This window comes from Streptomyces aurantiacus JA 4570, from assembly GCF_000414115.1.
Lineage (GTDB): Bacteria > Actinomycetota > Actinomycetes > Streptomycetales > Streptomycetaceae > Streptomyces > Streptomyces aurantiacus_A.
The window spans coordinates 1-23,805 of the sequence record NZ_AOPZ01000072.1 but is presented as its reverse complement, the minus strand read 5'-3'; the positions used below and the strand labels follow the sequence as shown (position 1 = coordinate 23,805).

Below are 23,805 nucleotides of genomic sequence, written 5' to 3'. Positions count from 1 at the left end.
GACGGCATGTTCGACCTCGAGCCGGTGCTGCGTGATGCGGTGGTGCTCGCACTGCCGATGCAGCCGGTGTGCCAGGAAGACTGTCAGGGTCTGTGCTCCGAGTGCGGAGTGCGGCTCGCGGACGACCCGGACCACCACCATGACGCCGTCGACATCCGTTGGGCGGCACTGCAAGGACTCGCTGGCACCATCCAGGACGGCGAGAAGGACGAGATGAGCGGCGGCGCGCCTCGATCAGCGCACGCCGACGAGAAGCAGGAGAAGTAGCCGTGGCTGTTCCGAAGCGGAAGATGTCGCGCAGCAACACGCGCCACCGCCGGTCGCAGTGGAAGGCTGCGGTCCCCACCCTGGTTTCGTGTGAGCGTTGCCAGGAGCCCAAGCTGCAGCACATCGCGTGCCCCGCTTGTGGCACCTACAACAAGCGCCAGGTCCTCGAGGTCTGAGCGGCTGGTGAGAGGCGCTGTGTCTAGCCCAAAGAAGGCGGAAGACGCCAAGATGGCAGACAGCAACAACGCGGCCTCGTCCCACACGCTTCTGGAAGGGCGGCTCGGGTATCAGCTCGAGTCCGCCCTTCTGGTGCGTGCGCTCACCCACCGTTCGTACGCGTACGAGAACGGCGGCCTGCCCACGAACGAGCGTCTTGAGTTCCTCGGGGACTCCGTGCTCGGCCTCGTGGTCACGGACACGCTGTACCGCACCCACCCCGACCTGCCCGAAGGCCAACTGGCCAAACTGCGGGCCGCGGTGGTCAACTCGCGTGCGCTGGCGGAGGTGGGCCGCGGGCTCGACCTCGGCTCCTTCATCCGGCTCGGCCGGGGCGAAGAGGGCACGGGCGGCCGGGACAAGGCGTCCATCCTCGCCGACACCCTGGAAGCGGTGATCGGCGCGGTCTATCTGGACCGGGGTCTGGAAGCGGCGAGCGAGCTGGTGCACCGGCTCTTCGACCCGCTCATCGAGAAGTCCTCGAACCTCGGCGCGGGCCTGGACTGGAAGACCAGTCTCCAGGAGCTCACCGCGACGGAGAACCTCGGCGTGCCCGAGTATCTCGTCACGGAGAGCGGCCCGGACCACGAGAAGACCTTTACTGCTGCCGCCCGCGTCGGAGGCGTCTCGTACGGCACCGGCACCGGCCGCAGCAAGAAGGAAGCGGAGCAGCAGGCCGCCGAGTCCGCTTGGCGCGCGATCCGCTCCGCGGCGGACGCGCGCGCCGAGGCGGCGGCGGCTGCCTCTGCGGTTTCTGAGGCCGAGGGTGACCCTGAGGTTCCCCCTGCCCCGGATGCCGCGTCTGCCTGACGGCACGTTTGCTGGGCGCCCGCCCGTGACCGGTCGACGGTCGCGAGCGGGCGCTTCGGCGTACCGTGTCGCAGTGCCGGAGGGGGGCCGTGGTGGGCCATGCGTGGGGAAACCGGCTCGAAGGAGCCGTCGTCGGGGGGCACAGCCTCCAGGTCGGTGCCGTGCACGGCGACGTCTCCGTCGTCGGCGGGGCCGGGAGCCCGGCGCGGCAGCCCCCGGCGACGCCGGTGCGGGTGCGTGACGCCGACCCCTTCCTGCTCGGGGTGCACCGGCCGATCCGCCTCCGCGGCTCGGATCCGGCGCCGCTGCCGGGCTATGTGCCCCGGGACCTGGACGGACCCGGGAGCGGTGGGCTGCGGGACCTGATGACCGCCGGCCGGTTCGTGCTGCTCGTCGGCAGCTCCTCGGTCGGTAAGACACGGTCGCTGTACGAGGCGGTGCGCGACCGGCTGCCCGACTGGTCGCTGCTCCAGCCCGCCGACACCCGGCAGCTGACGGAGCTGTGCGCGGACCCGCCAGAGCGACTGGTGCTCTGGCTTGACGAGCTCCAGAACCACCTGGGCGGCAGCAACGGCCTCACCGCGTCCGTACTGCGCGAACTTCTCGTGCCGGGCCGCTCGATCCTCGTCGTCGCCACCCTCTGGCCGCACCTCTACGACACCTACACCGGCCCGCCAAACGTGCCGGGCGGTGGCGCGCGACAGGACGTCGAGGCGGACGACGACCCGCACCGCGGCGAACGCGAACTGCTCAAGCTCGCGGACGTGGTGCAGGTGGGTGCGGGCTTTACCGCCGCGGAACGCGAGCGGGCGGACGCCGTAGCCGGGGACGACGCGCGGCTGCGGGCGGCCCTGGAGTCGACGGACTTCGGACTCACCCAGGTCATCGCGGGTGCGCCGCAGCTGGTGCACCGCTGGGAGTCCGCCGATCCGTACGCCCGCGGGCTGCTCACCGCCGCCGTCGACGCGACGCTGCTCGGCGCGCGGGCCCCGCTTCCCGCAGCGTTGTTGCGGGCCGCGGTGCCCGGCTACTGCACGGCCGCCGAGCGGGGCGGCGCCCCGGAGGACTGGTTCGAGGCGGCCCTGGCGTACGCGACGAGGCAGCTCCTCGGTGCGACCGCCCCCCTCGTCCCGGTCACGGCGGGCCTGGAGATGGGCCACCGTGACGGCTACCGCGTGGCGGACTACCTGGTGCAGTACGTCGGCCGCGCCCGCCGCGCGGTGCCGCCGCCCCAGACGTTCTGGGACGCTTGCGCGGGCCACCTCACCGACACGGCAGACGCCCGCCGTACCGGCGCGGCCGCCGTCGCGCGGCAGCGGTTCGCCGCCGCGGTGCCGCTGTTGCGCCGGGCGGCCGACGCGGGCGACGTGGGGGCCATGCGGGACCTCGGCGAGCTCTACCGGCGGACGGGCGACGCCGACGCGGCCCAGGAGATGGCGGACCGCCTCGAGGCGTCGGAAGACTCGCACGCCGCCCTGTACCGGGTGCTGCTGGCTGGCTGGGACTTCGAGGAACTGCTCGACCTCGCCGAGGCGGGCAACGACTACGCCATCGGCCACGTCATCGAGTATGGCCACCCGCGCCTGGCCATGTCCCTCCTCCTGGAGCACATGGACCCGGACGACCTCGGCGCCTGGTACCGGCTGGCCGAGCTGCTGCGCGACGAGGGCGAGGACCAGCGGGCCATCGACATCCTCGAGCTGGTCCTGGAACGGGAGCCGGCCGACGCCCCCGACGACACCGTGCTGTTCCTCACCGAGCTCCTCAAACAGGAGGGCCGCGAGGAGCGCCTGCGGGAACTCACCGAGGAGCAGGGCTACTTCTGGGCCGCGCACCAGCTCGCGGATCTGCTCCACGAACGGGGCCGCACCGACGAGGCCGTCGATCTGCTCTGGGACTTCGCCGACCAGGGCAGCATGGACGTGGACGACTTCCTCGCCGACCTGCTGGCCGGGCGCGGGGACCTCGACCAGCTGCTGACGCGGGCGGACGAGGGCTGCTGCAGGTCCGCGGTGAAGGCGGCCGAGCTGCTGCGCGCGCGGGGTGCGGACGCCCGGGCCCGTGCGCTGCTCGCGCCCTTCGCGGACGCCGGCGAGGTGTACGCGTCCGCCGCACTGGCGAAGCTGTCGGCGGACGCCGACGGGAGCTCGGGTGGGGCCGCCGCCCTGGACGACCTGCGGGAGCGCGCCCGCAGCGGCGACTGGCCGGCCATCGAGGAACTGGCGCGGCGTCTGTTCGACGCCGGTGACGTCGAGGAGGCTCTGCGACTGGCCTCCGGCCATGGATCCTCCTCCCTGGAGCGGGAGTTGACCGAGCGGCTGACAGCACGGGGGATGGTGGATCGTGCGGTGCGGTTCCTGGAGGAGTTGGCCGACTCCGGGGAGCCGTACTGGACCCACCGTCTCGCGGACTTCCTCAAGGACCATGGCCTGGTCGACGCACTGCGCGCCCGCGTCGACCGGGGCGACGCGGGCGCCGCCTGGAAGCTGCACGACCTGCTCAAGGAGCAGGGCGAGGACCGGGAGGCGGCGGCTCTCGTGCGCTTCGGCCTCACGGCCGACGGCCGCGTGGCCGTCGAGGCGCCGGGCTCGGAGCCGGTCTCCGGGGACGGGCCCGGCGCGGGCTGACGGGCGGGTCGCGCAGGGAAGGGGACGAGTGGGCGCGGCGCGCCGGGCAGGAGATACGCTGCCGGTACCACCACCCCGCACCCGTCCGGAGGACCCCCGTGCCCGAACTGCCCGAGGTCGAGGTCGTGCGGCGCGGGCTCGAGCGCTGGGTCGGCGGCCGGACCGTCGCCGATGTCGAGGTCCTGCACCCGCGTGCCGTCCGGCGTCATCTCGCGGGCGCCGACGACTTCGTACACCGCCTCAAGGGCCACGCCTTCGGTGCGCCCATGCGCCGCGGCAAGTACCTGTGGCTGCCGCTGGCGGACAGCGGCTCGTCCGTCCTGGCGCATCTGGGCATGAGCGGCCAGCTGCTGGTCAAGACCCAACAGGCCCCGGAAGAGAAGCACTTGAGGATCCGGGTGCGCTTCGAGGACGCGGCCGGCGACGCCGCGCCCGGCACCGAGCTGCGCTTCGTCGACCAGCGCACCTTCGGCGGGCTCTCGCTGCACGAGAACACCCCGGACGGCCTGCCGGACGTCATCGCGCACATCGCCCGCGACCCGCTCGACCCGCTCTTCGACGACGAAGCCTTCCACCAGGCCCTGCGCCGGAGCCGCACCACCATCAAGCGCGCGCTGCTCAACCAGTCCCTCATCAGCGGCGTCGGCAACATCTACGCCGACGAGGCACTGTGGCGCGCCCGCCTGCACTACGAGCGCCCCACGGCCACCTTCACCCGCCCCCGGACGGTCCAACTCCTCGGCCACGTACGGGACGTGATGAACGCGGCCCTCTCCGTCGGCGGCACCAGCTTCGACAGCCTCTACGTCAATGTGAACGGGGAGTCGGGCTACTTCGACCGGTCCCTGGACGCCTACGGGCGTGAGGACGAGCCCTGCCGGCGCTGCGGCACCCCGATGCGGCGGCGCCCCTGGATGAACCGCTCCAGCTACTTCTGCCCGCGCTGTCAGCGCCCGCCGAGGGCGTCGTAACGCTGCTGGGCCGCCTTCACGTCGTCCTGGCTGGCCTCCACGAAGTGGATGAGCGCCAGCAGGCGCTCGGCGATCTGCTGTCCCAGCGGGGTGAGCCGGTAGTCCACGCGCGGCGGATTGGTCGGCTGCGCGTCCCGGTGCACCAGGCCGTCGCGCTCCAGCGCGTGCAGCGTCTGCGACAGCATCTTCTCGCTCACGCCGTCGACCCGGCGGCGCAGCTCGTTGAACCGGAACGTGCCGTCGTGCAGCGCGCCGAGCGTCAGCGCGCCCCAGCGCCCGGTGACGTGCTCCAGCGTGGACCGCGACGGGCAGCTGCGCGCGAACACGTTGTACGCCAGCTCCGCCTCGGCTTCAGCGGCGTTCTCGGTGTCTGCGAGGGAGTCCATACACACAGCGTACTCGCCCGCAGCGCTAACTGGCGGGTTGCACTAACCAGAAGTTAGTGCTTTCCTTTCGTCATCGCCGAGCGATCGGCGAGCATCGCCGAGCACCGGCCCAGCCGGTCGTCCCGGCCGGTTCTCCGCTGCCCCGCCCCCACCCAAGGAGTACGTCCCTCATGTCCAGCCCCGTCGTCGCCATCGCCTATCACTCCGGATTCGGCCACACCACCGTCGTCGCGGAAGCCGTCCGCGCCGGGGCGGAGGAGGCCGGCGCCGTCACGCACCTGATCAAGGTCGACGAGATCACCGAAGCCGAGTGGGAGCTGCTCGACGCGGCGGACGCCATCGTCTTCGGCTCGCCCACCTACATGGGCACCGCCTCGGGCGCCTTCCACGTCTTCGCGGAGGCATCGTCGAAGCGCTGGTTCACCCGCGCCTGGCAGGACAAGCTCGCCGCGGGCTTCACCAACTCCGCGTCCAAGAGCGGCGACAAGCTGCACACCCTGCAGTACTTCCAGACGCTCGCCGCGCAGCAGGGCATGCACTGGGTCAGCCTCGGGCTGCTCCCCGGCTGGAACTCCACCGGGGGCTCCGAGAACGACCTCAACCGCCTCGGCTTCTTCTCCGGCGCCGCCGCCCAGACCAACTCCGACGAGGGCCCGGAGGCCGTGCACAAGGCGGACATCGCCACGGCCGAGCACCTCGGCCGCCGCGTCACCGAGACGGCCCGGATCGTCGCGGCGGGCCGGGCCGCCGTCGCCGCGGCCTGAGCCCGACCGGCGGTCAGCGGCTCAGAAGCCGAAGTCCTGCGTCCACCACGGGCCGCCCGGCGCGAAGTGCGCGCCGACGCCCAGGGTCTGGTAGTCGCAGTTGAGGATGTTCGCGCGGTGGCCGGGGCTGTTCATCCAGGCGTCCATGACGGACTGGGCGTTGGCCTGGCCGCGGGCGATGTTCTCGCCGCCCAGGTCGGTGATGCCGACCTTCTCGGCGCGGTCCCACGGTGTCGCGCCGTCCGGGTCGGTGTGCGAGAAGAAGCCGCGCTCGGCCATGTCGGCGCTGAAGTCCCCGGCCAGCGCGTCGAGTCCGGCGTCGGCGCGGACCGGTCGGCAGCCCGCCTTGGCCCGCTCCTGGTTGACCAGCGTGAGCACCTCGGCCTCGGCCGCGCTCTCGCCGGACACGGGCTTCTCGGCGGTCGGCTGCGGCTTCGGCTTCTGGGACTCCGACTCCGTACGACTCGGGTCGGGCGTCGGCTTCTCCTTCTCCGCGCCCTTGTCCCCCTTGTCGGGGTTCCCGGAGTTCCCCGGGTTCCCGTCGCGCTCGTCCTCGCCCGCCTTGTCGCCGGTGCCGGGCTGCGGCTTCGACGGCGTGGCCGAGGGCTTGTCGGACGGCTTCGCCGAGGGCTCGCCGGTGGGCTTCGACGGCGTCGGGGCCGGGGCGTCGGCACGGCCGGTGCCGCGGCTGGGCGTGGCCTGGCCGCGCTCGGCGCTGCCGTCGTCGCCGCCCTGCGCGTCGAGCCCGGACGGGGAACTGGCCGAGCGGATGGAGCCGGGGTCGTCGCCACCGCCCAGCGAGTAGGTGTCACCGCCGGGCACCAGGCCGGAGGCGACCGCGACGGCGCCCATCGCGACGGCCGCGGACACACCGAGCAGCCCGGTGCGCACGGGCGCGGAGGCGCGACGCCTGCGCCGGTGCGACGCCGCGCGCCGGGGGCTCTCGGGCGGGGCGGCGGGAGCGTACCCGTCGTACCCCTCATACGCGTCCGCGGACGTATCGGCGTACGCGCCGGGATAAGCCACGAACTGCTCGGGGTGCTCGGGATACTCGGCGTACTCGGCGTATTCGGAATTCTCGGAGTACGCCGAGTACGAGGAATACGCGCCGGAAGTGGGGGAATGATCGGCACGGCCGGTGGCGGCGCGGCCGGCGGCGGAGCGTCGGTGGCGTCCCATCTTCTGGCCTTTCGTCCTGACGCCCGGTATCGGCCCCGGCGTCGTCCTGACGGTCAACGTGACTCGCCCATACGGGTGAGGCTCGTCGAGTCGCGACTGTACGCGATGGCGCAAGGGGGCGAAGTGCTCCCAGAGCAATTGGCCGGTTAGCGTGCACCTTATGAACGAAGAAGTCCGGCTCACCGCCTGGGTGCGCGGCCGTGTACAGGGAGTGGGATTCCGCTGGTTCACGCGGGCCAAGGCGCTGGAGATCGGAGAGGTGAGTGGTTTTGCTCTCAATCTCGACGACGGCCGCGTCCAGGTCGTCGCCGAGGGGCCGCGCGCGAGCTGCGGGCAGCTCCTGGAGTGGCTCCGCGAGGGCGACACACCCGGCCGCGTCGACGGTGTGACTGAGATCTGGGACACGCCCCGCGGCGGCTACGAGTCGTTCGCGATTCGCTGACCCGGCACCGCTCCAGGGGCCCTCGCCGGGTGCGGACGCGTGTGGCTCCGGCACCTGCCCGGGGCAGGAAAGACCTGGTGGTTGCCAAGAAGCACTTGCCGTGGCAGGCTCCGCGAGTAAGGATGATCTAGACGCCCCCAGGGCCCCGCCGCCGAGGCAGCGCCGCAGGTTCGACCGCCGCGCGCCCCCGGGTTGCCCGTCAATACGGGGCGTGATCGTGTTGACCGTCAAACTTTTTGGTGAGACTCTGGAAGCCCCGCGCACCTTAGCTGTTTGGCATGTGAGAACGGCCAAGTAACACCCAGCGAAAACAGAAGAGTGCCAAGCACCGCGGGTGCGATTCCCTCACGACCCACACCGATTCGGTCGGTCACTCAGTGTGGAGGACCATCCATCATGGCAAAGGCGCTTCTCGGTTACGTCGGCGGCAGCGACCCGCGACTCCTCGCCGAGATGCGACGGCTCCAGCAGCGCGTCCAGGACCTGGAATCCGAGCTCGTCAGGATCCAGGCCGAGAACGACGCGCTGGCGGCTGCCGCTTCTCACGACTCGCTCCTCGAGAGCATCGACGTACCCCAGGCGGAGCCTGCGCTCACCTGACCCACGCACACCCCGAGCCCGGCAACGGACCGTCCTGCCACGCGTGGGCAGGCTTGCCCGTGATAAGCCGCTGATCAGAGAGATCTGCTTGATCGAATAGATCCGAGAGATCCGCAAGGGACGCTTCGGCGTCCCTTCTTTCTTTGTCCTCCCCGTGCCCGTGCGGGCCTTACGTCTGATGTGCCCTGCACCTTCCTCCGTGAAACTGCTCGCACGTTCCTCGGTGAACTCCCGGCGAAAGGTAGAGTCACGCGGCGTGCACCTCAAGGCCCTGACACTGCGTGGTTTCAAATCCTTCGCGTCGGCCACGACGCTGAAGTTCGAACCGGGCATCACCTGCGTCGTCGGACCGAACGGCTCCGGCAAGTCCAATGTCGTGGACGCGCTGAGCTGGGTCATGGGCGAACAGGGCGCCAAGTCGTTGCGCGGCGGCAAGATGGAGGACGTCATCTTCGCCGGGACGACCGGCCGGCCCCCGCTCGGCCGCGCCGAGGTCTCCCTCACCATCGACAATTCCGACGGCGCCCTGCCGATCGAGTACGCCGAGGTCACCATCACGCGGATCATGTTCCGCAACGGCGGCAGCGAGTACCAGATCAATGGTGATACGTGTCGCCTGCTCGACATCCAGGAACTGCTCTCCGACTCCGGCATCGGCCGCGAGATGCACGTCATCGTCGGCCAGGGCCAGCTCGACTCCGTGCTGCACGCCGACCCCATGGGCCGCCGCGCCTTCATCGAGGAGGCCGCGGGCGTCCTCAAGCACCGCAAGCGCAAGGAGAAGGCGCTGCGGAAGCTCGACGCGATGCAGGCCAACCTCGCGCGCGTCCAGGACCTCACCGACGAACTGCGCCGCCAGCTCAAGCCCCTCGGCCGGCAGGCCGCCGTCGCCCGACGCGCCGCCGTCATCCAGGCCGACCTGCGCGACGCCCGCCTGCGGCTGCTCGCCGACGACTTCGTACGGATGCGTCAGGCCCTGAACGCGGAGATCGCCGACGAGGCCGCGCTCAAGGCGCGCAAGGAGGCCGCCGAGGCCGAGCTGAAGACGGCCGTCCAGCGCGAGGCGGCCCTGGAGGACGAGGTGCGGCGGCTCAGCCCGCGCCTGCAGCGGGCCCAGCAGACCTGGTACGAGCTGTCACAGCTCGCCGAGCGCGTGCGCGGCACGATCTCGCTCGCCGACGCCCGGGTGAAGAGCGCGTCCTCTGCGCCCGCCGAGGAGCGGCGCGGCCGCGAACCCGAGGACATGGAGCGCGAGGCCGCGCGCATCCGCGAGCAGGAGGCCGAGCTCGAAGCCGCCCTCGAAGCCGCGCAGCACGCCCTCGACGACACCGTCGCGCACCGCGCCGACCTGGAGCGCGAACTGGCCGCCGAGGAGCGGCGCCTGAAGGACGTGGCGCGGGCCATCGCCGACCGGCGCGAAGGGCTCGCGCGGCTCGGCGGGCAGGTCAACGCGGCCCGCTCGCGGGCCGCCTCCGCGCAGGCCGAGATCGACCGGCTCGCCGTCGCCCGCGACGAGGCGCAGGAGCGCGCGGTCTCCGCGCGGGAGGAGTACGAACAGCTCAAGGCCGAGGTCGACGGACTCGACGCGGGTGACGCGGAACTCGGGGAACGGCACGAGGAGGCCCGCCGGGCCCTCGCGGACGCCGAGGCCGAGCTGACCGCCGCGCGCGAGGCGGCCACCGCTGCCGAGCGGAAGCGGGCCGCCCTCGCCGCCCGGCACGACGCCCTCGCCCTCGGTCTGCGCCGCAAGGACGGCTCCGGCGCGCTGCTCGCCGCCAAGGACCGGCTCGCCGGGCTGCTCGGCCCCGCCGCCGAACTCCTCTCGGTGGCACCGGGCTTCGAGGTGCCGGTGGCGGCTGCGTTCGGCGCGGCGGCGGACGCCATCGCCGTGACGACGCCCGCTTCGGCCGCAGAAGCGATCCGCCTGCTGCGCAAGCAGGACGCGGGGCGGGCCGCGCTGCTGCTGGCGGGGGCGCCTGACGGGGGCGGGGGCGCCGCGGACGGGGCCTCCGGTGACGCCGGTGCCTCGGGGGCTCCCAGCGCCTCCGATGCCTCCGGTGACGTACCCCCGCCATCGCCCGCGGCCGGGCCGCCCCGTGCCGCCGAACTCGTGCGCGGGCCCGCCGAGTTGATGCCCGCCGTGCGGCGGCTGCTGCGGGGCGTCGTCGTGGTCGGGACGCTGGAGGACGCCGAGGACCTGGTGTACGCGCACCCGGAGCTGACCGCCGTCACCGCCGAGGGCGACCTGCTCGGGGCGCACTTCGCGCAGGGCGGGTCCGCCGGGGCGCCCAGCCTCCTCGAAGTGCAGGCATCCGTCGACGAGGCCGCGGCCGAGCTCACCGAACTAGGCGTGCGCTGCGAGGAGTTGGCGGAGGCTCAGGAGCGGGCCGGGGAGCGGCGCAAGGAGTGTGCCGCGCTGGTCGAGGAGCTGGGGGAGCGGCGGCGCACCGCCGACCGGGAGAAGTCGTCCGTGGCGCAGCGGCTCGGGTCGCTCGCCGGGCAGGCCCGGGGCGCCGCCGGTGAGGCCGAGCGGTCCGCCGCTGCTGCCGCCAAGGCCCAGGACGCCTTGGAGCAGGCCCGGTTGGAGGTCGAGGAGCTGGCCGAGCGGCTCGCCGTCGCCGAGGAGGCGCCGGTCGAGGAGGAGCCCGACACCGGCGCCCGCGACCGGCTCGCCGCCGACGGCGCCAACGCCCGCCAGACCGAGATGGAGGCCCGGCTCCAGGTGCGTACGCACGAGGAGCGGGTGAAGGGGCTCGCCGGGCGCGCCGACTCCCTCGACCGGGCCGCCCGCGCCGAACGCGAGGCACGCGCGCGTGCCGAACAGCGCCGGGCCCGGCTGCGCCACGAGGCGGCCGTCGCCGAGGCGGTCGCCTCCGGGGCGCGCCAGCTGCTCGCCCACGTCGAGGTCTCCCTCGTACGCGCCGACCAGGAGCGGACGGCCGCCGAGCGCGCCAAGGAGGTGCGGGAGCGGGAGTTGGCCGCCGAGCGGAACCAGGGGCGCGATCTCAAGGCGGAGCTGGACAAGCTGACGGATTCGGTTCACCGGGGCGAGGTACTCGGCGCGGAGAAGCGGCTGCGCATCGAGCAGCTGGAGACCAAGGCGCTGGAGGAACTCGGTGTGGAACCCGCGGGGCTCGTCTCCGAATACGGGCCCGACCAGCTCGTGCCGCCCTCGCCCCCCGCCGAGGGCGAGGAACTGCCCGAAGACCCGGAACATCCGCGCAACAAGCCGGTGCCCTACGTCCGCGGCGAGCAGGAGAAGCGCCTCAAGTCAGCCGAACGGGCGTACCAGCAGCTCGGAAAGGTCAATCCGCTGGCGCTCGAGGAGTTCGCCGCCCTGGAGGAACGGCACAAGTTCCTCAGCGAGCAGCTGGAAGACCTGAAGAAGACGCGGGCGGACCTCCTCCAGGTGGTGAAGGAGGTCGACGAGCGCGTCGAGCAGGTCTTCACCGAGGCGTACCGGGACACGGCGCGGGAGTTCGAAGGGGTCTTCAGCAGGCTCTTCCCGGGTGGTGAGGGACGGCTGATCCTGACCGATCCCGACAACATGCTCAGCACGGGCGTCGACGTCGAGGCCCGGCCGCCCGGCAAGAAGGTCAAGCGGCTCTCGCTGCTGTCCGGCGGCGAGCGGTCCCTGACGGCCGTGGCGCTGCTCGTGTCGATCTTCAAGGCGCGGCCCAGCCCGTTCTATGTGATGGACGAGGTCGAGGCGGCGCTCGACGACACCAACCTGCAGCGGCTCATCCGCATCATGCAGGAGCTGCAGGAGGCGTCGCAGCTGATCGTGATCACGCACCAGAAGCGGACGATGGAGGTCGCGGACGCGCTGTACGGCGTGTCCATGCAGGGCGACGGCGTCTCCAAGGTGATCAGCCAGCGGCTTCGCTAGGGCTTACGCCCGGCTCACTCATCCGGCCTACCTTGTGTTCATGGCTTGAACGCAGGGTGACGTCTTGTGCACGCGAAATTCACAGTTAACGAACTCTTGACTTCGCAACTTGAAGGCATAGTCTCTGCAACGTTGCTTTTACCTTCAGGTGGTGGGCGGCGTGAAGTTGTGCGCCACTTGAAGAGCTCTCACCCCCACCCCGGCAACGCAGCCGTGGCCCGAGGAGAACACGTGACCAGCACAGCGCAGCCGCCGCAGCCCGGTGCCAGGGAGGCCCATCCGGACCATCTCGGCCATGTCATCTTCATCACGGCGGCAGCCGCGATGGGCGGGTTCCTCTTCGGCTACGACAGTTCGGTGATCAACGGCGCGACCGTGGCCATCCAGGACCGGTTCGACGTCAACGCCGACACCCTCGGCTGGATCATCGCGACCGCCCTCCTCGGCTGCGCCGTCGGCGCCGCCATCGCGGGGCGCATCGCCGACCGCATCGGCCGCATCCGCTGTATGCAGATCGCCTCGGTCCTCTTCGCGGCCAGCGCCATCGGCTCCGCGCTGCCGTTCGCCGCGTGGGACCTGACGATGTGGCGCTTCATCGGCGGCCTGGGCATCGGCATGGCCTCGGTGATCGGCCCGGCCTACATCGCCGAGGTCGCGCCGCCCGCCTACCGCGGCCGCCTCGCCTCCTTCCAGCAGGCCGCCATCGTCGTCGGCATCGCCGTCTCCCAGCTCGTCAACTGGGGCATCCTGAACATGGCGGACGGCGACCAGCGCGGCGACCTGGGGGGCCTGGAAGCCTGGCAGTGGATGCTCGGCGTCATGGTCGTCCCGGCCATCCTCTACGGCCTGCTGTCCTTCGCGATCCCGGAGTCCCCGCGCTTCCTCATCTCCGTCGGCCGCGCGGCCGAGGCCAAGAAGGTGCTCGCCGACGTCGAGGGCAGCGCCGTGGACGTGGACGCGCGCGCCGCCGAGATCGAGCTGGCCATGCGCCGCGAGCACAAGTCGTCGTTCAAGGACCTGCTGGGCGGCAAGTTCGGCTTCCTGCCGATCGTCTGGATCGGCATCTTCCTGTCGATCTTCCAGCAGCTCGTCGGCATCAACGTGATCTTCTACTACTCGAACCAGCTCTGGCAGTCGATCGGCCACGACCCGAGCAGCTCGTTCCTGTACTCCTTCGAGACGTCGATCGTGAACATCGTCGGCACGGTCATCGCGATGATCTTCGTCGACCGGATCGGCCGCAAGCCGCTGGCCCTGGTCGGCTCGGCCGGCATGGCCGTCGCCCTGTTCACCATGGCCTGGGCGTTCTCGTACCGCTCCGGATCCGGTGACGACGTCTCGCTGCCGCACGGCCAGGGCCTGGTCGCGATCGTCGCCGCCAACGCCTTCGTGCTCTTCTTCGCGCTCTCCTGGGGCGTGGTGGTCTGGGTCCTGCTCGGCGAGATCTTCCCGAACAAGATCCGTGCGGCGGCGCTCGGTGTGGCGGCCTCCGCCCAGTGGCTCGCCAACTTCGCGATCACCAAGACCTTCCCGAGCATGTCGGAGTGGAGCCTGACCGGCTCGTACATCATCTACGGCGCCTTCGCGGCGCTCTCGATCCCCTTCGTCATGAAGTTCGTCAAGGAGACGAAGGGCAAGACCCTGGAGGAGATGGGCTAAACCCCCCGCTGCCCCTCTCCTCTTGAGGAAGGCTGCCCCGGCTCGACGACCGCGAGGTCACTTGAGCCGGGGCAGTACGTTTTCGCCGAACAGGTGCAGGCTCCGCCACCCCTCGTCGACCGGCATCCCGCCGACGAGCGGATGCAGGACGAGGTGGGCGCCGCCCTCCGCGAGGGCCGCGCACGCGTCGGGCGTCAGGACGCGGTAGACGCCCTCGGCGCGCAGTTCCTCGACGGTCGTGGCGGCCGAGCGCACCGCCGAGCGGATGCCCCTGCCTGGAGGGTCCTGCCAGGAGGCATAGGTGCGCGCCTCGTGCAGGAAGTGCTCGCCGTGCTCGGCCCAGGTGCGGTCGGGGTCTTCGGAGAGGTGCAGCAGCGGGGTCTCGGCGGCGGGCATCATCGTCCAGCCCTCGGTGCCGTACTCGGCGCGCTTCTCGTCGTAGTACGCCTCCAGCTCCGGCAGGTGCGCGCTCGGGAAGAACGGCAGGCCGAACCGGGCCGCGCGGCGGGCCGCCGCCTTCGAGGAGCCGCCGACCAGGAGCAGCGGGTGCGGCCGGGTGTACGGGCGCGGGGTGACGCGGACGGTGCGGCCGCGGTGGGTGAACTCCTCGCCGGTCCATGCCTTGAGGAGGGTGTCCAGGAGCTCGTCCTGGAGTCTCCCGCGCAGCGTCCACTCGACGCCGAAGGCCGCGTACTCCTCGGGCCGGTAGCCGATGCCGGCGACCGTGACGAGCCGGCCGCCGCTCAGCAGGTCCAGTACGGCGACGTCCTCGGCCAGACGCAGCGGATCGTGCAGCGGCCCGATGACCGCCGAGACGGTCACCGCGATCTTCCGTGTCGCCCCGAACACCGCTCCCGCGAAGGCGAGCGGCGAGGGCAGCCAGTTGTTGGCGGCGCCGTGGTGCTCCTCGGTCTGGATCGTGGACACGCCGCGGTCGTCGGCGTACGCGGCCATCTCCAGGGCGGCCCGGTAGCGGGCGCTGAGCGTGTCGGGCGTGGCCGCGGGATCGACGAGGTTGAAACGTACGACTGTGACGGGCATGGAGACGTCCCCCTTCACCGGGTGCGGCGAAGGGGGACGTTAGCTGACGCTTCGTCAGATGGCCAGGGGCGGGTGGCGAGTTGGGGCGCCTACGCCCTGGCGGCGGCCTTGGCCGGCTCGGGCGCCTCGGCCGTGGTGGCCGTCTCGGGGAGCGGCTGCCGCGGCAGGAGCGCGTACAGCACGCCCGCGACCAGGATCGTGACGAGCCAGCCGAGGCCGTTGCGCCCGATCCAGGAGGTGGCGAGCGGGCCGCTGAACCAGTCGACCTTGGTGAAGAGCAGGCCCACGACGAGCGCGACCGCCCAGGCCGTCATGGCCTGCCAGGCGAAGCCGGCCCGGTACCAGTACGCGCTGGTGCGCTTGGTGTCCATCAGTGCCTCGCCGTCGTACGTCTTCCTGCGGAACATGTCGACGCCGAAGACGCCGATCCAGGCGGAGAAGGCGACCGCGAGCAGCGTGAGGAAGGAGATGAACGAGCCCATGAAGCTGGTGGCCACGACCATCAGGAGATAGCCGAAGATCAGGCTGATGATCGCGTTCACGCTGACCGCCCACGCGCGCGGGACCTTGATGCCGAGCGTCATGGCGGTGAAGCCCGCCGAGTACATCGACATCGAGTTGATCAGGAGCATGCCGATCAGGGCCATGATCAGATACGGCACGGCGATCCACTTGGGCAGCAGGTCGCCGAGGAAGGCGACCGGGTCCTGCGCCGAGGACAGGCTCGGCGTGGAGACGGCCATGACGGCGCCCATCAGGACCATGGGGACCACGACGATCGCGGCGCCGCCGACGGCGTGGCCGACCAGCGGCTTGCTCGGGGCTGTGCGCGGCAGATAGCGGGTGAAGTCCGGGCCCGTGGGCACCCAGCTGATGCCGCCCGCGGCGATGGTGCCGATGCCCGCGATCATCATCGCGGTGGAGCCCGCGGGCTGGTCGAAGACCTTGGACCAGTCGGTGTCCGTCAGGAGATAGACCAGGACCAGGATGCTGAACGCGCCGAAGAGATACGTCGACCACTGGCTGCACACGTGCAGGACCTTGCGGCCGAGGCCCGAGATCAGGAAGGTGGCGGCGACGAAGAGGAGCAGCGTCACGACCTTCAGGGCGGTGTTCGCCTTCACCCCGAAGCAGATGTCGAGCACGGTGAGGATCGCGTACGCGCCCGTGACCGCGTTGATCGTCTCCCAGCCCCAGCGCGCGACCCAGATCAGCGAGCCGGGGAAGAGGTTGCCGCGCTGGCCGAAGACCGCCCGCGAGAGCGTCATGCCCGGCGAGCCGCCGCGCTTGCCCGCGATGGAGACGAGGCCCACGAGGCCGTAGCTCAGCACCGGGGAGACGAGGGCGACGACCAGGACCTGCCAGAAGTTCAGCCCGTTCGAGACGATCAGGCCCGCGCCCATCGTCAGGAGCAGGACGCTGATGTTGGCGGCCACCCACGTGGGGAACAGCTCACGGGTCCTGCCGTGGCGCTCGGAGTCGGGCACGGGCTCCAACCCGCGGGTCTCCAGGGCGCCTTCGTGTTCGGCCGTTTCGGCGGTGGTGCTCATGAGGGGTGGTTCCGTGCCTCTCGCTCGGCTTGCGTCGACGTCGTCGCCGGCCGGTGGGGGAGTTGAGCTGGGGGAGCAGCTCATGAATCAGAGGGGACTCTACGCGCGTTGACGCAGCCTCTTCCATCGTACTTTAGTCCGAGTAATGTCGGCTAGTGGCCTATGTCCTTTGGAGGAAAACACAAGAGCGCTGCCTGAGAGGCCCATGACTGATACTGGGTGAGTTATGGAAATCGTCATCCTTGCTGTAGTCATCGCCGTGGTCGTGGTCGGTGCGATCGGCGGGCTCGTCGTCGGCAGCCGCAAGAAGAAGCGGCTGCCCGAGGCGAAGGCCCCCTCCGCTGCCCCCACCATCACCGCCCCGCCCGCCGAGCCGCACGTCGGCGACGAGGCCGAGACGCCGCGCGACGAGGCGCGCCGCACGATCGAGGAAGTCGATCTGCCGGTCGCCGAGCCCTCGGCGTCCGCCCCCGTCGTCACGGAGGAGCCGCCCGCGGCGCCCCCGGCTCCCGAGATCGAGACCCCCGAACCCACCGCGGGCCGCATGGTGCGCCTGCGCGCCCGCCTCTCGCGCTCCCAGAACGCCCTCGGCAAGGGCCTGCTCACGCTCCTGTCGCGCGAGCACCTGGACGAGGACACGTGGGAGGAGATCGAGGACACGCTCCTGACCGCCGACGTCGGCGTCGCCCCCACCCAGGAGCTGGTCGAGCGGCTGCGCGAGCGCGTCCGGGTGCTCGGCACGCGCACGCCCGACGAGCTGCGCGCCCTGCTGCGCGAGGAGCTCCTGCACCTCGTCGGCACCGACTTCGACCGCGTCGTGAAGACGGAGTCCGGCCTGGAGACCCCGGGCATCGTGATGGTCGTCGGCGTGAACGGCACCGGCAAGACCACCACCACCGGCAAGCTCGCCCGCGTCCTGGTGGCCGACGGCCGCTCGGTCGTCCTCGGCGCCGCCGACACCTTCCGCGCCGCCGCCGCCGATCAGCTGCAGACCTGGGGCGAGCGCGTCGGCGCCCGCACGGTCCGCGGGCCCGAGGGCGGCGACCCGGCGTCGATCGCCTTCGACGCCGTCAAGGAAGGCATCGCCGAGGGCGCCGACGTCGTCCTCATCGACACCGCCGGCCGGCTGCACACCAAGACCGGCCTGATGGACGAGCTCGGCAAGGTCAAGCGCGTCGTCGAGAAGCACGCCCCGCTGGACGAGGTGCTGCTCGTCCTGGATGCCACGACCGGCCAGAACGGCCTGGTCCAGGCTCGCGTCTTCGCCGAGGTCGTCGACATCACCGGCATCGTCCTCACCAAGCTCGACGGCACCGCCAAGGGCGGCATCGTGGTCGCCGTCCAGCGCGAGCTGGGCGTGCCGGTCAAGCTCGTCGGGCTCGGCGAGGGCGCGGACGACCTCGCGCCGTTCGAGCCCGAAGCGTTTGTGGACGCGCTGATCGGGGACTGACGCGCGTGACGGCCGCGGCGCGGTCGCCCAAGAGAAGTGCCCCGCTCCCGGGTGCAGCCGGGAGCGGGGCACTTCGTCATGTGGTCCCGCGCCTTGTCAGGCGGTCCCCGCGCGCGGGGGGCGCGTCACGCAGGTGACCGATGGGCGACGTAAGCCAGTGTGCCGAGGACGAGGCGGGCGTGCGGCGGGCCCGTCACGGAGTCCGGGTCCGGGAAGCGCAGCCAGCGGACCGGGCCTAGGCCGCCGCGGTCGGACGGTGGCGCGGTGATGTGCGTGCCGGGGCCGAGGGCGCCCAGGTCGAGGGCGGCGTCGTCCCAGCCCATGCGGTAGAGCAGCTGGGGGAGTTCGGCGGCGGCCCCGGGGGCGACGAAGAAGTGCGTGCGGCCGTCCGGCGTGGCCGCCACCGGGCCGAGCGGCAGGCCCATCCGTTCGAGCCGCACCAGCGCGTGGCGTCCCGCGGTCTCGGCCACCTCGATGACGTCGAAGGCCCGGCCGACGGGCAGCATCACCGCCGCGCCGGGGAACTGCGCCCAGGCGTCGGTCACTTCGTCGAGCGTGGCACCCGCGGGCACCTCCGGGGCGAAGTCCAGCGGGTGGGCGCCGGGGGCCGGGCAGTCGGCCCGGCCGCAGGAGCAGCGGCCGTCCTGGGCGCGCGCGCCGGGCACCGCGGCCCAGCCCCACAGCCCCGTGTACTCGGCGACGGCCGTGCACTCCGACGCGTTGGCGCGGCAGCGCCGACGGGACGCGGCTCGTGACTCCCTCGGCTCCTTCGCCTCCTTGGCCGCGCGCGTCGCTTTCGCCCCGCCGTCCTTGTCGGTCACGCCGTCGTTGGAGCTGCCGACTTTGGAGCTGCCGACTTTGGCGCTGCCCTCTTTGGTCCTGCCCTCTTTGGTTCCGTCTTCTTTGGTTCCGTGCGTCCCGCCGTCAGTTTCCTTCGTTCCCCGGACACCGGCCCGGGGCTCTTTGGTCCCCCGGATGCCGCCGATCGTGAAGCCCATGCCCCCTCCAACGGGTCGCGTGTGCGGTGGTTACGTGACGGAATCGGATCGTGACTCCCTGCCCCGAGGTGCGTTGTGCACGTCTCAAGCCGACTCTCGCCGACTTTCGCCGTCTTCCGCCGTCAGGTGATGCCGGCGCCCGGAGGCATTGCGGGTGGCGCGCTCCGTGGCCCGCGCCCCTGCGTGCTTCGCTCCGCCCACTTTTGGTTGGTCGCGGTTGGTCGCGGTTGTCGTGTGTCAAGTGAATCGCGTGCTGCGGGCCGGGAGTTCATTCGAAGGGGTGGCGAATGGTGGCGTTTCTGTGTTCTCCCTCGCCGGAGCGGTGATCGTAGGATTACGTTCAGTGCATGCCCCGGAGGCTCGCGCACCCGCGGGTATGCCGGAGGCAAGTCGGTTTCCCGTTCGAAGGGTGACATTCTCCGGACGGAGCGCCGCAACACGCGGCATTCTGTTAGGGCTTGACGTGGACCGCGAACAAGTGGCTTGAGGGATGGGGGCGTTCCAGTGGGCGGCAGTAGCGGAAGCGGTGTGAACGCTGAGAAGCGCCCCAATGAGATGCTCGGTTCCTGGTTCGTGCGCAGCGGCTGGTCGAAGGGCGAGCTGGCCCGCCAAGTGAACCGCAGGGCACGCCAGTTGGGCGCGCACCACATCTCCACGGACACCTCGCGCGTCCGCCGCTGGCTGGACGGCGAGAACCCGCGCGAGCCCATCCCGCGCATCCTCTCCGAGCTGTTCTCCGAGCGCTTCGGCTGCGTCGTCGCCGTCGAGGACCTCGGCCTGCGCGCCGCCCACCAGTCCCCGTCCGTCTCCGGCGTCGACCTGCCCTGGACGGGCCCCCAGACGGTCGCGCTCATCAGCGAGTTCAACCGCAGCGACCTGATGCTCGCGCGGCGCGGCTTCCTCGGCACCTCGCTCGCCCTCTCCGCGGGCCCCTCCCTCATCGAGCCCATGCAGCGCTGGCTCGTGCCCGGCCCCTCCGCGCCGGCGGCGAGCGAGCCCGAGCCGCAGCAGCTCGCCCCGCGCCGCCCCGGCCGCCTCTCCAAACCCGAGCTGGACCTCCTGGAGTCCACGACGGTGATGTTCCGCCAGTGGGACGCCCAGTGCGGTGGCGGACTGCGCCGCAAGGCCGTCGTCGGCCAGCTGCACGAAGTGACCGACCTGCTCCAGGAACCCCAGCCCGAAGCCACCGCGAAGCGCCTGTTCAAAGTCGCCGGCGAACTCGCCGAACTGGCCGGCTGGATGAGCTACGACGTAGGACTCCAACCCACCGCCCAGAAGTACTTCGTGCTCGCGCTGCACGCCGCCAAAGAAGCCGGCGAGAAACCCCTCGGTTCGTACGTGCTGTCCAGCATGAGCCGCCAGATGATCCACCTCGGCCGCCCCGACGACGCCCTCGAACTGATCCACCTCGCGCAGTACGGCAGCCGGGACTGCGCCAGCCCCCGCACCCAGTCGATGCTGTATGCGATGGAGGCCCGCGCGTACGCCGGCATGGGCCAGCCCGGCCGCTGCAAGCGGGCCGTCCGCATGGCCGAGGACACCTTCGCCGACGCCGACGACTGGGACGAGCCCGAGCCCGACTGGATCCGCTTCTTCTCCGAGGCCGAGCTGAACGGCGAGAACGCCCACTCCTTCCGCGACCTGGCGTACGTGGCCGGCCGCAGCCCCACGTACGCCTCGCTGGCCGAGCCCGTCATGGGCCGCGCCGTCGAGCTCTTCGGCAAAGACCCCGAGCACCAGCGTTCGTACGCACTGAACCTGATCGGCATGGCCACCGTGCACCTGCTCCAGAACGAGCCCGAGCAGAGCACGGTGCTCGCGGGCGAAGCCCTGGACATCGCCAAGAAGGTGCGCTCCGAGCGGGTCAACACCCGGCTGCGCAAGACCGTCGACAACGCCCTGCGGGACTTCGGAGACGTGGCGGAAGTGGTCCGGCTCACCGACCAGCTCGCCGTCGACATGCCGGAAACCGCGGAGGCCGTCTGAGGTTCCCCGCACGCCGCGCGGTGCCCGAGAGCGGGGGACCGCGCACACACTCCGGCCGCGGCCGGCCCATCCCGACAGCCCGACTCGGCTCCCCCCATGCCAGGTCATCGGATGGCCGCCGCGGCCGGTTCGCGAGGGTATGTTCCCTCAGCCCCCGGTGACGCGCGGTTCATCCACGCGTAACACGCGCGCCCCCTTCGTCACTGCCGCGAAACATCGAGCAGCACTGACCGAAACCGCGCTGCGCCAACCTCGTGCCGCATAACCGGCCCACCGTCCTCGCACCGCAGAGGCTGAAGCCCGCACGGGCCGTATCCGACGACGAGGAGACGCCGATGCCCCCAGGCATCACGCTTGCCGCAGACACCCCGCAGATGTCTGCCGCGAACACCGGGTTCATGCTGATCTGTTCCGCCCTGGTGATGCTCATGACGCCCGGCCTCGCCTTCTTCTACGGAGGCATGGTCCGCGTCAAGAGCACCCTGAACATGCTGATGATGAGCTTCATCAGCCTGGGCATCGTCACCATCCTGTGGGTGCTCTACGGCTTCTCCGTCGCCTTCGGCACCGACCACGGCAGCCTCTTCGGCTGGGAGAGCGACTACGTCGGCCTCGGCGGAATCGGCCTCAACCAGCTGTGGGACGGGTACACCATCCCGGTCTACGTCTTCGCCGTGTTCCAGCTGATGTTCGCGATCATCACGCCCGCCCTGATCAGCGGCGCGCTCGCGGACCGCGTGAAGTTCACCGCGTGGGCCCTGTTCGTCGCGCTCTGGGCGACGATTGTGTACTTCCCGGTCGCGCACTGGGTGTGGGGGACCGGCGGCTGGGCCTTCGAGCTCGGCGTGATCGACTTCGCCGGCGGTACGGCCGTGCACATCAACGCCGGTGCCGCCGCCCTCGGCGTGATCCTGGTCATCGGCAAGCGCGTCGGCTTCAAGAAGGACCCGATGCGCCCGCACAGCCTGCCCCTGGTGATGCTCGGCGCCGGCCTGCTGTGGTTCGGCTGGTTCGGGTTCAACGCCGGCTCCTGGCTCGGCAACGACGACGGCGTCGGCGCGCTGATGTTCCTCAACACACAGATCGCCACCGCCGCCGCGATGCTCGCCTGGCTCACGTACGAGAAGATCCGGCACGGCGCGTTCACCACGCTCGGCGCCGCCTCCGGCGCGGTCGCGGGCCTCGTCGCCATCACCCCGTCCGGCGGCTCCTGCTCCCCGCTCGGCGCGATCGCCATCGGCGCCGTCGCCGGCCTGCTGTGCGCCCTGGCCGTCGGCCTGAAGTTCAAGTTCGGCTACGACGACTCCCTCGACGTGGTCGGCGTCCACCTGGTCGGCGGCGTCGTCGGCTCCCTCCTTGTCGGCCTCTTCGCCACCGGCGGCGGACAGTCGAAGGCCGAGGGCCTCTTCTACGGTGGTGGCCTCGAGCAACTGGGCAAGCAGGCCGCCGGTGTCGGCGCCGTCTTCGGGTACTCGCTCGTCGCCTCCGCCGTGCTCGCCTTCCTGATCGACAAGACGATCGGGATGCGGGTCGACGAGGACGAGGAGGTCGGCGGCATCGACCAGGTCCAGCACGCCGAGACCGCGTACGACTTCAGCGGCGCGGGCGGCGGCTCTGCACCGCGCACCGCGACCGCGGCGCCGGGCCCGCTCCAGGAGACTGCCCAGTCGGCGCAGAAGAACAAGAAGGTGGACGCATGAAGCTCATCACCGCGGTCGTCAAGCCGCACCGGCTCGACGAGATCAAGGACGCCCTCCAGGCATTCGGGGTCCAGGGGCTGACCGTCACCGAGGCCAGCGGCTACGGCCGGCAGCGCGGCCACACCGAGGTCTACCGCGGCGCCGAGTACACCGTCGATCTCGTACCGAAGATCCGCATCGAGGTGCTCGTCGAGGACGAGGACGCCGAACAACTCGTCGAAGTCGTGGTCAAGGCGGCCCGCACCGGCAAGATCGGTGACGGCAAGGTGTGGAGCGTCCCCGTCGACACGGCGGTCCGGGTGCGGACCGGCGAGCGCGGGCCCGACGCCCTGTAGGACGTGTCCCACAGAAAAAGGAGCCACTGGGTGACGAGCGTCGAAGTACGGAACGAAACGGAAGACTCCGGACCCAGCGGCTACGCGGCGGCCCGGCTGCGCCTCCTGCAGGAGGAGGCGCGGTCCGGGCCGCCGCGGCGTTCGGCCCTCGCCGAGCTCACGGACGGATGGCTGACCGGCCTCTTCGGCGCCGGCGTCACCGACGTGGGCGCGGGACCCGGCGAACTGCGCGGCGTCTCACTGATCGCCGTCGGCGGCTACGGCCGCGGCGAACTCTCGCCGCGCAGCGACCTCGACCTGCTGCTGCTCCACGACGGCGGCGCGGACGCCGCCGCGATCGCCTCCCTCGCGGACCGCATCTGGTACCCCGTCTGGGACCTCGGCCTCGCACTCGACCACTCCGTACGCACCCCCGGCGAGGCCCGCAAGACGGCGGCCGACGACCTGAAGGTGCAGCTCGGCCTGCTCGACGCGCGGCACATCGCCGGTGATCTGGGGCTCACCGCCGCGATGCGCACCTCCGTCCTCGCCGACTGGCGCAACCAGGCGCCCAAGCGGCTGCCCGAGCTGCGCGAGCTGTGCGAGGAACGGGCCGCGCGCCAGGGCGAGTTGAGCCACCTCCTCGAACCCGACCTGAAGGAGGCGCGGGGCGGGCTGCGGGACGCCACCGCGCTGCGGGCCGTCGCCGCCTCCTGGCTCGCGGACGCGCCCCGCGAGGGCCTGGCCGAGGCCCGCCGCGCCCTGCTCGACGTACGCGACGCGCTGCACCTGGCCACCGGCCGCGCCACCGACCGGCTCACCCTCCAGGAACAGGACCAGGTCGCCGCCGAACTCGGCCTGCTCGACGCCGACACCCTGCTGCGGCAGGTGTACGAGGCGGCCCGCACCATCGCGTACGCCGGCGACGTGACCTGGCGCGAGGTCGGGCGCGTGTC

Annotated in this window: 20 protein-coding genes; 15 read left to right on the top strand and 5 right to left on the bottom strand. The window is 71.5% G+C overall.

Going from position 1 to position 23,805, the window contains the following annotated elements:
- From STRAU_RS09990 to mutM, 5 genes are all read left to right on the top strand, one after another.
- Positions 1–267 (top strand): YceD family protein (locus tag STRAU_RS09990; RefSeq protein ID WP_037658492.1); only part of this gene is annotated, 267 nt, incomplete at its 5' end.
- A 2-nt stretch (positions 268–269) separates the two neighbouring features.
- On the top strand, positions 270–443 hold the full coding sequence (rpmF, locus tag STRAU_RS09985; RefSeq protein WP_030361955.1) for a 50S ribosomal protein L32: 174 nt from the start codon (positions 270–272) through the stop codon (positions 441–443).
- A 7-nt stretch (positions 444–450) separates the two neighbouring features.
- A complete protein-coding gene (rnc, locus tag STRAU_RS09980) occupies positions 451–1,293 on the top strand; it encodes a ribonuclease III (protein WP_078621111.1) in 843 nt (280 codons plus the stop codon).
- Positions 1,294–1,382: 89 nt separating this feature from the next.
- On the top strand, positions 1,383–3,920 hold the full coding sequence (locus STRAU_RS09975) for a tetratricopeptide repeat protein (RefSeq protein ID WP_016640155.1): 2,538 nt from the start codon (positions 1,383–1,385) through the stop codon (positions 3,918–3,920).
- Positions 3,921–4,018: 98 nt separating this feature from the next.
- Positions 4,019–4,891 carry a bifunctional DNA-formamidopyrimidine glycosylase/DNA-(apurinic or apyrimidinic site) lyase gene (gene mutM / locus STRAU_RS09970; protein WP_016640154.1) on the top strand — a complete coding sequence of 291 codons (873 nt, stop codon included), beginning with the start codon at positions 4,019–4,021 and terminating at the stop codon, positions 4,889–4,891.
- Here mutM and STRAU_RS09965 read toward each other — a convergent pair.
- Complete coding sequence (locus STRAU_RS09965) at positions 4,867–5,277, bottom strand: winged helix-turn-helix transcriptional regulator (protein ID WP_016640153.1); 411 nt, start codon at positions 5,275–5,277, stop codon at positions 4,867–4,869. The genes mutM and STRAU_RS09965 overlap by 25 nt on opposite strands.
- 170 nt (positions 5,278–5,447) lie before the next feature.
- Between STRAU_RS09965 and STRAU_RS09960 the strand changes: the two genes are divergently transcribed.
- A complete protein-coding gene (locus tag STRAU_RS09960; RefSeq protein WP_016640152.1) occupies positions 5,448–6,041 on the top strand; it encodes a flavodoxin family protein in 594 nt (197 codons plus the stop codon).
- Positions 6,042–6,062: 21 nt separating this feature from the next.
- Here STRAU_RS09960 and STRAU_RS09955 read toward each other — a convergent pair whose 3' ends face one another.
- A complete protein-coding gene (locus STRAU_RS09955; RefSeq protein WP_016640150.1) occupies positions 6,063–7,220 on the bottom strand; it encodes a CAP domain-containing protein in 1,158 nt (385 codons plus the stop codon).
- 160 nt (positions 7,221–7,380) lie between these two features.
- On the opposite strand from STRAU_RS09955, the gene STRAU_RS09950 reads away from it, so the two are divergent.
- The 4 genes from STRAU_RS09950 to STRAU_RS09935 all read left to right on the top strand — a co-directional run bounded on the left by STRAU_RS09950 (position 7,381) and on the right by STRAU_RS09935 (position 13,810).
- The gene (locus STRAU_RS09950) at positions 7,381–7,662 is read left to right on the top strand and encodes an acylphosphatase (RefSeq protein WP_016640149.1); all 282 of its coding nucleotides are present in this window, start codon (positions 7,381–7,383) and stop codon (positions 7,660–7,662) included.
- Between the two features lie 396 nt (positions 7,663–8,058).
- Entirely contained in the window at positions 8,059–8,262 is a 204-nt protein-coding gene (locus tag STRAU_RS09945) for a hypothetical protein (protein WP_016640148.1), read from the top strand.
- A 256-nt stretch (positions 8,263–8,518) separates the two neighbouring features.
- Positions 8,519–12,151 carry a chromosome segregation protein SMC gene (gene smc / locus STRAU_RS09940; protein ID WP_016640147.1) on the top strand — a complete coding sequence of 1,211 codons (3,633 nt, stop codon included), beginning with the start codon at positions 8,519–8,521 and terminating at the stop codon, positions 12,149–12,151.
- Positions 12,152–12,382: 231 nt separating this feature from the next.
- On the top strand, positions 12,383–13,810 hold the full coding sequence (locus tag STRAU_RS09935; protein WP_016640146.1) for a sugar porter family MFS transporter: 1,428 nt from the start codon (positions 12,383–12,385) through the stop codon (positions 13,808–13,810).
- Between the two features lie 57 nt (positions 13,811–13,867).
- Here the strand turns inward: STRAU_RS09935 and STRAU_RS09930 are convergent, their stop codons facing one another.
- Entirely contained in the window at positions 13,868–14,851 is a 984-nt protein-coding gene (locus STRAU_RS09930) for an LLM class flavin-dependent oxidoreductase (RefSeq protein WP_037658489.1), read from the bottom strand.
- A gap of 89 nt (positions 14,852–14,940) precedes the next feature.
- Entirely contained in the window at positions 14,941–16,401 is a 1,461-nt protein-coding gene (locus STRAU_RS09925) for a purine-cytosine permease family protein (RefSeq protein ID WP_016640144.1), read from the bottom strand.
- A gap of 226 nt (positions 16,402–16,627) precedes the next feature.
- Between STRAU_RS09925 and ftsY the strand changes: the two genes are divergently transcribed.
- Complete coding sequence (gene ftsY, locus STRAU_RS09920; RefSeq protein WP_016640143.1) at positions 16,628–17,851, top strand: signal recognition particle-docking protein FtsY; 1,224 nt, start codon at positions 16,628–16,630, stop codon at positions 17,849–17,851.
- A gap of 125 nt (positions 17,852–17,976) precedes the next feature.
- On the opposite strand, the gene STRAU_RS09915 is transcribed toward ftsY, so the two are convergent.
- Positions 17,977–18,672, bottom strand: coding sequence for a bifunctional DNA primase/polymerase (locus STRAU_RS09915; protein ID WP_016640142.1), 696 nt, complete (start codon positions 18,670–18,672; stop codon positions 17,977–17,979).
- A gap of 681 nt (positions 18,673–19,353) precedes the next feature.
- Between STRAU_RS09915 and nsdA the strand changes: the two genes are divergently transcribed.
- From nsdA to STRAU_RS09895, 4 genes are all read left to right on the top strand, one after another.
- Entirely contained in the window at positions 19,354–20,835 is a 1,482-nt protein-coding gene (gene nsdA, locus STRAU_RS09910) for a transcriptional repressor NsdA (protein WP_037658486.1), read from the top strand.
- A 335-nt stretch (positions 20,836–21,170) separates the two neighbouring features.
- Entirely contained in the window at positions 21,171–22,535 is a 1,365-nt protein-coding gene (locus STRAU_RS09905) for an ammonium transporter (protein WP_037658484.1), read from the top strand.
- Positions 22,532–22,870 carry a P-II family nitrogen regulator gene (locus tag STRAU_RS09900; protein WP_016640138.1) on the top strand — a complete coding sequence of 113 codons (339 nt, stop codon included), beginning with the start codon at positions 22,532–22,534 and terminating at the stop codon, positions 22,868–22,870. Before STRAU_RS09905 ends, STRAU_RS09900 begins: the two co-directional genes overlap by 4 nt.
- A gap of 30 nt (positions 22,871–22,900) precedes the next feature.
- Positions 22,901–23,805: [protein-PII] uridylyltransferase family protein (locus tag STRAU_RS09895; protein WP_037658482.1), on the top strand; the 905-nt coding region annotated here is incomplete at its 3' end.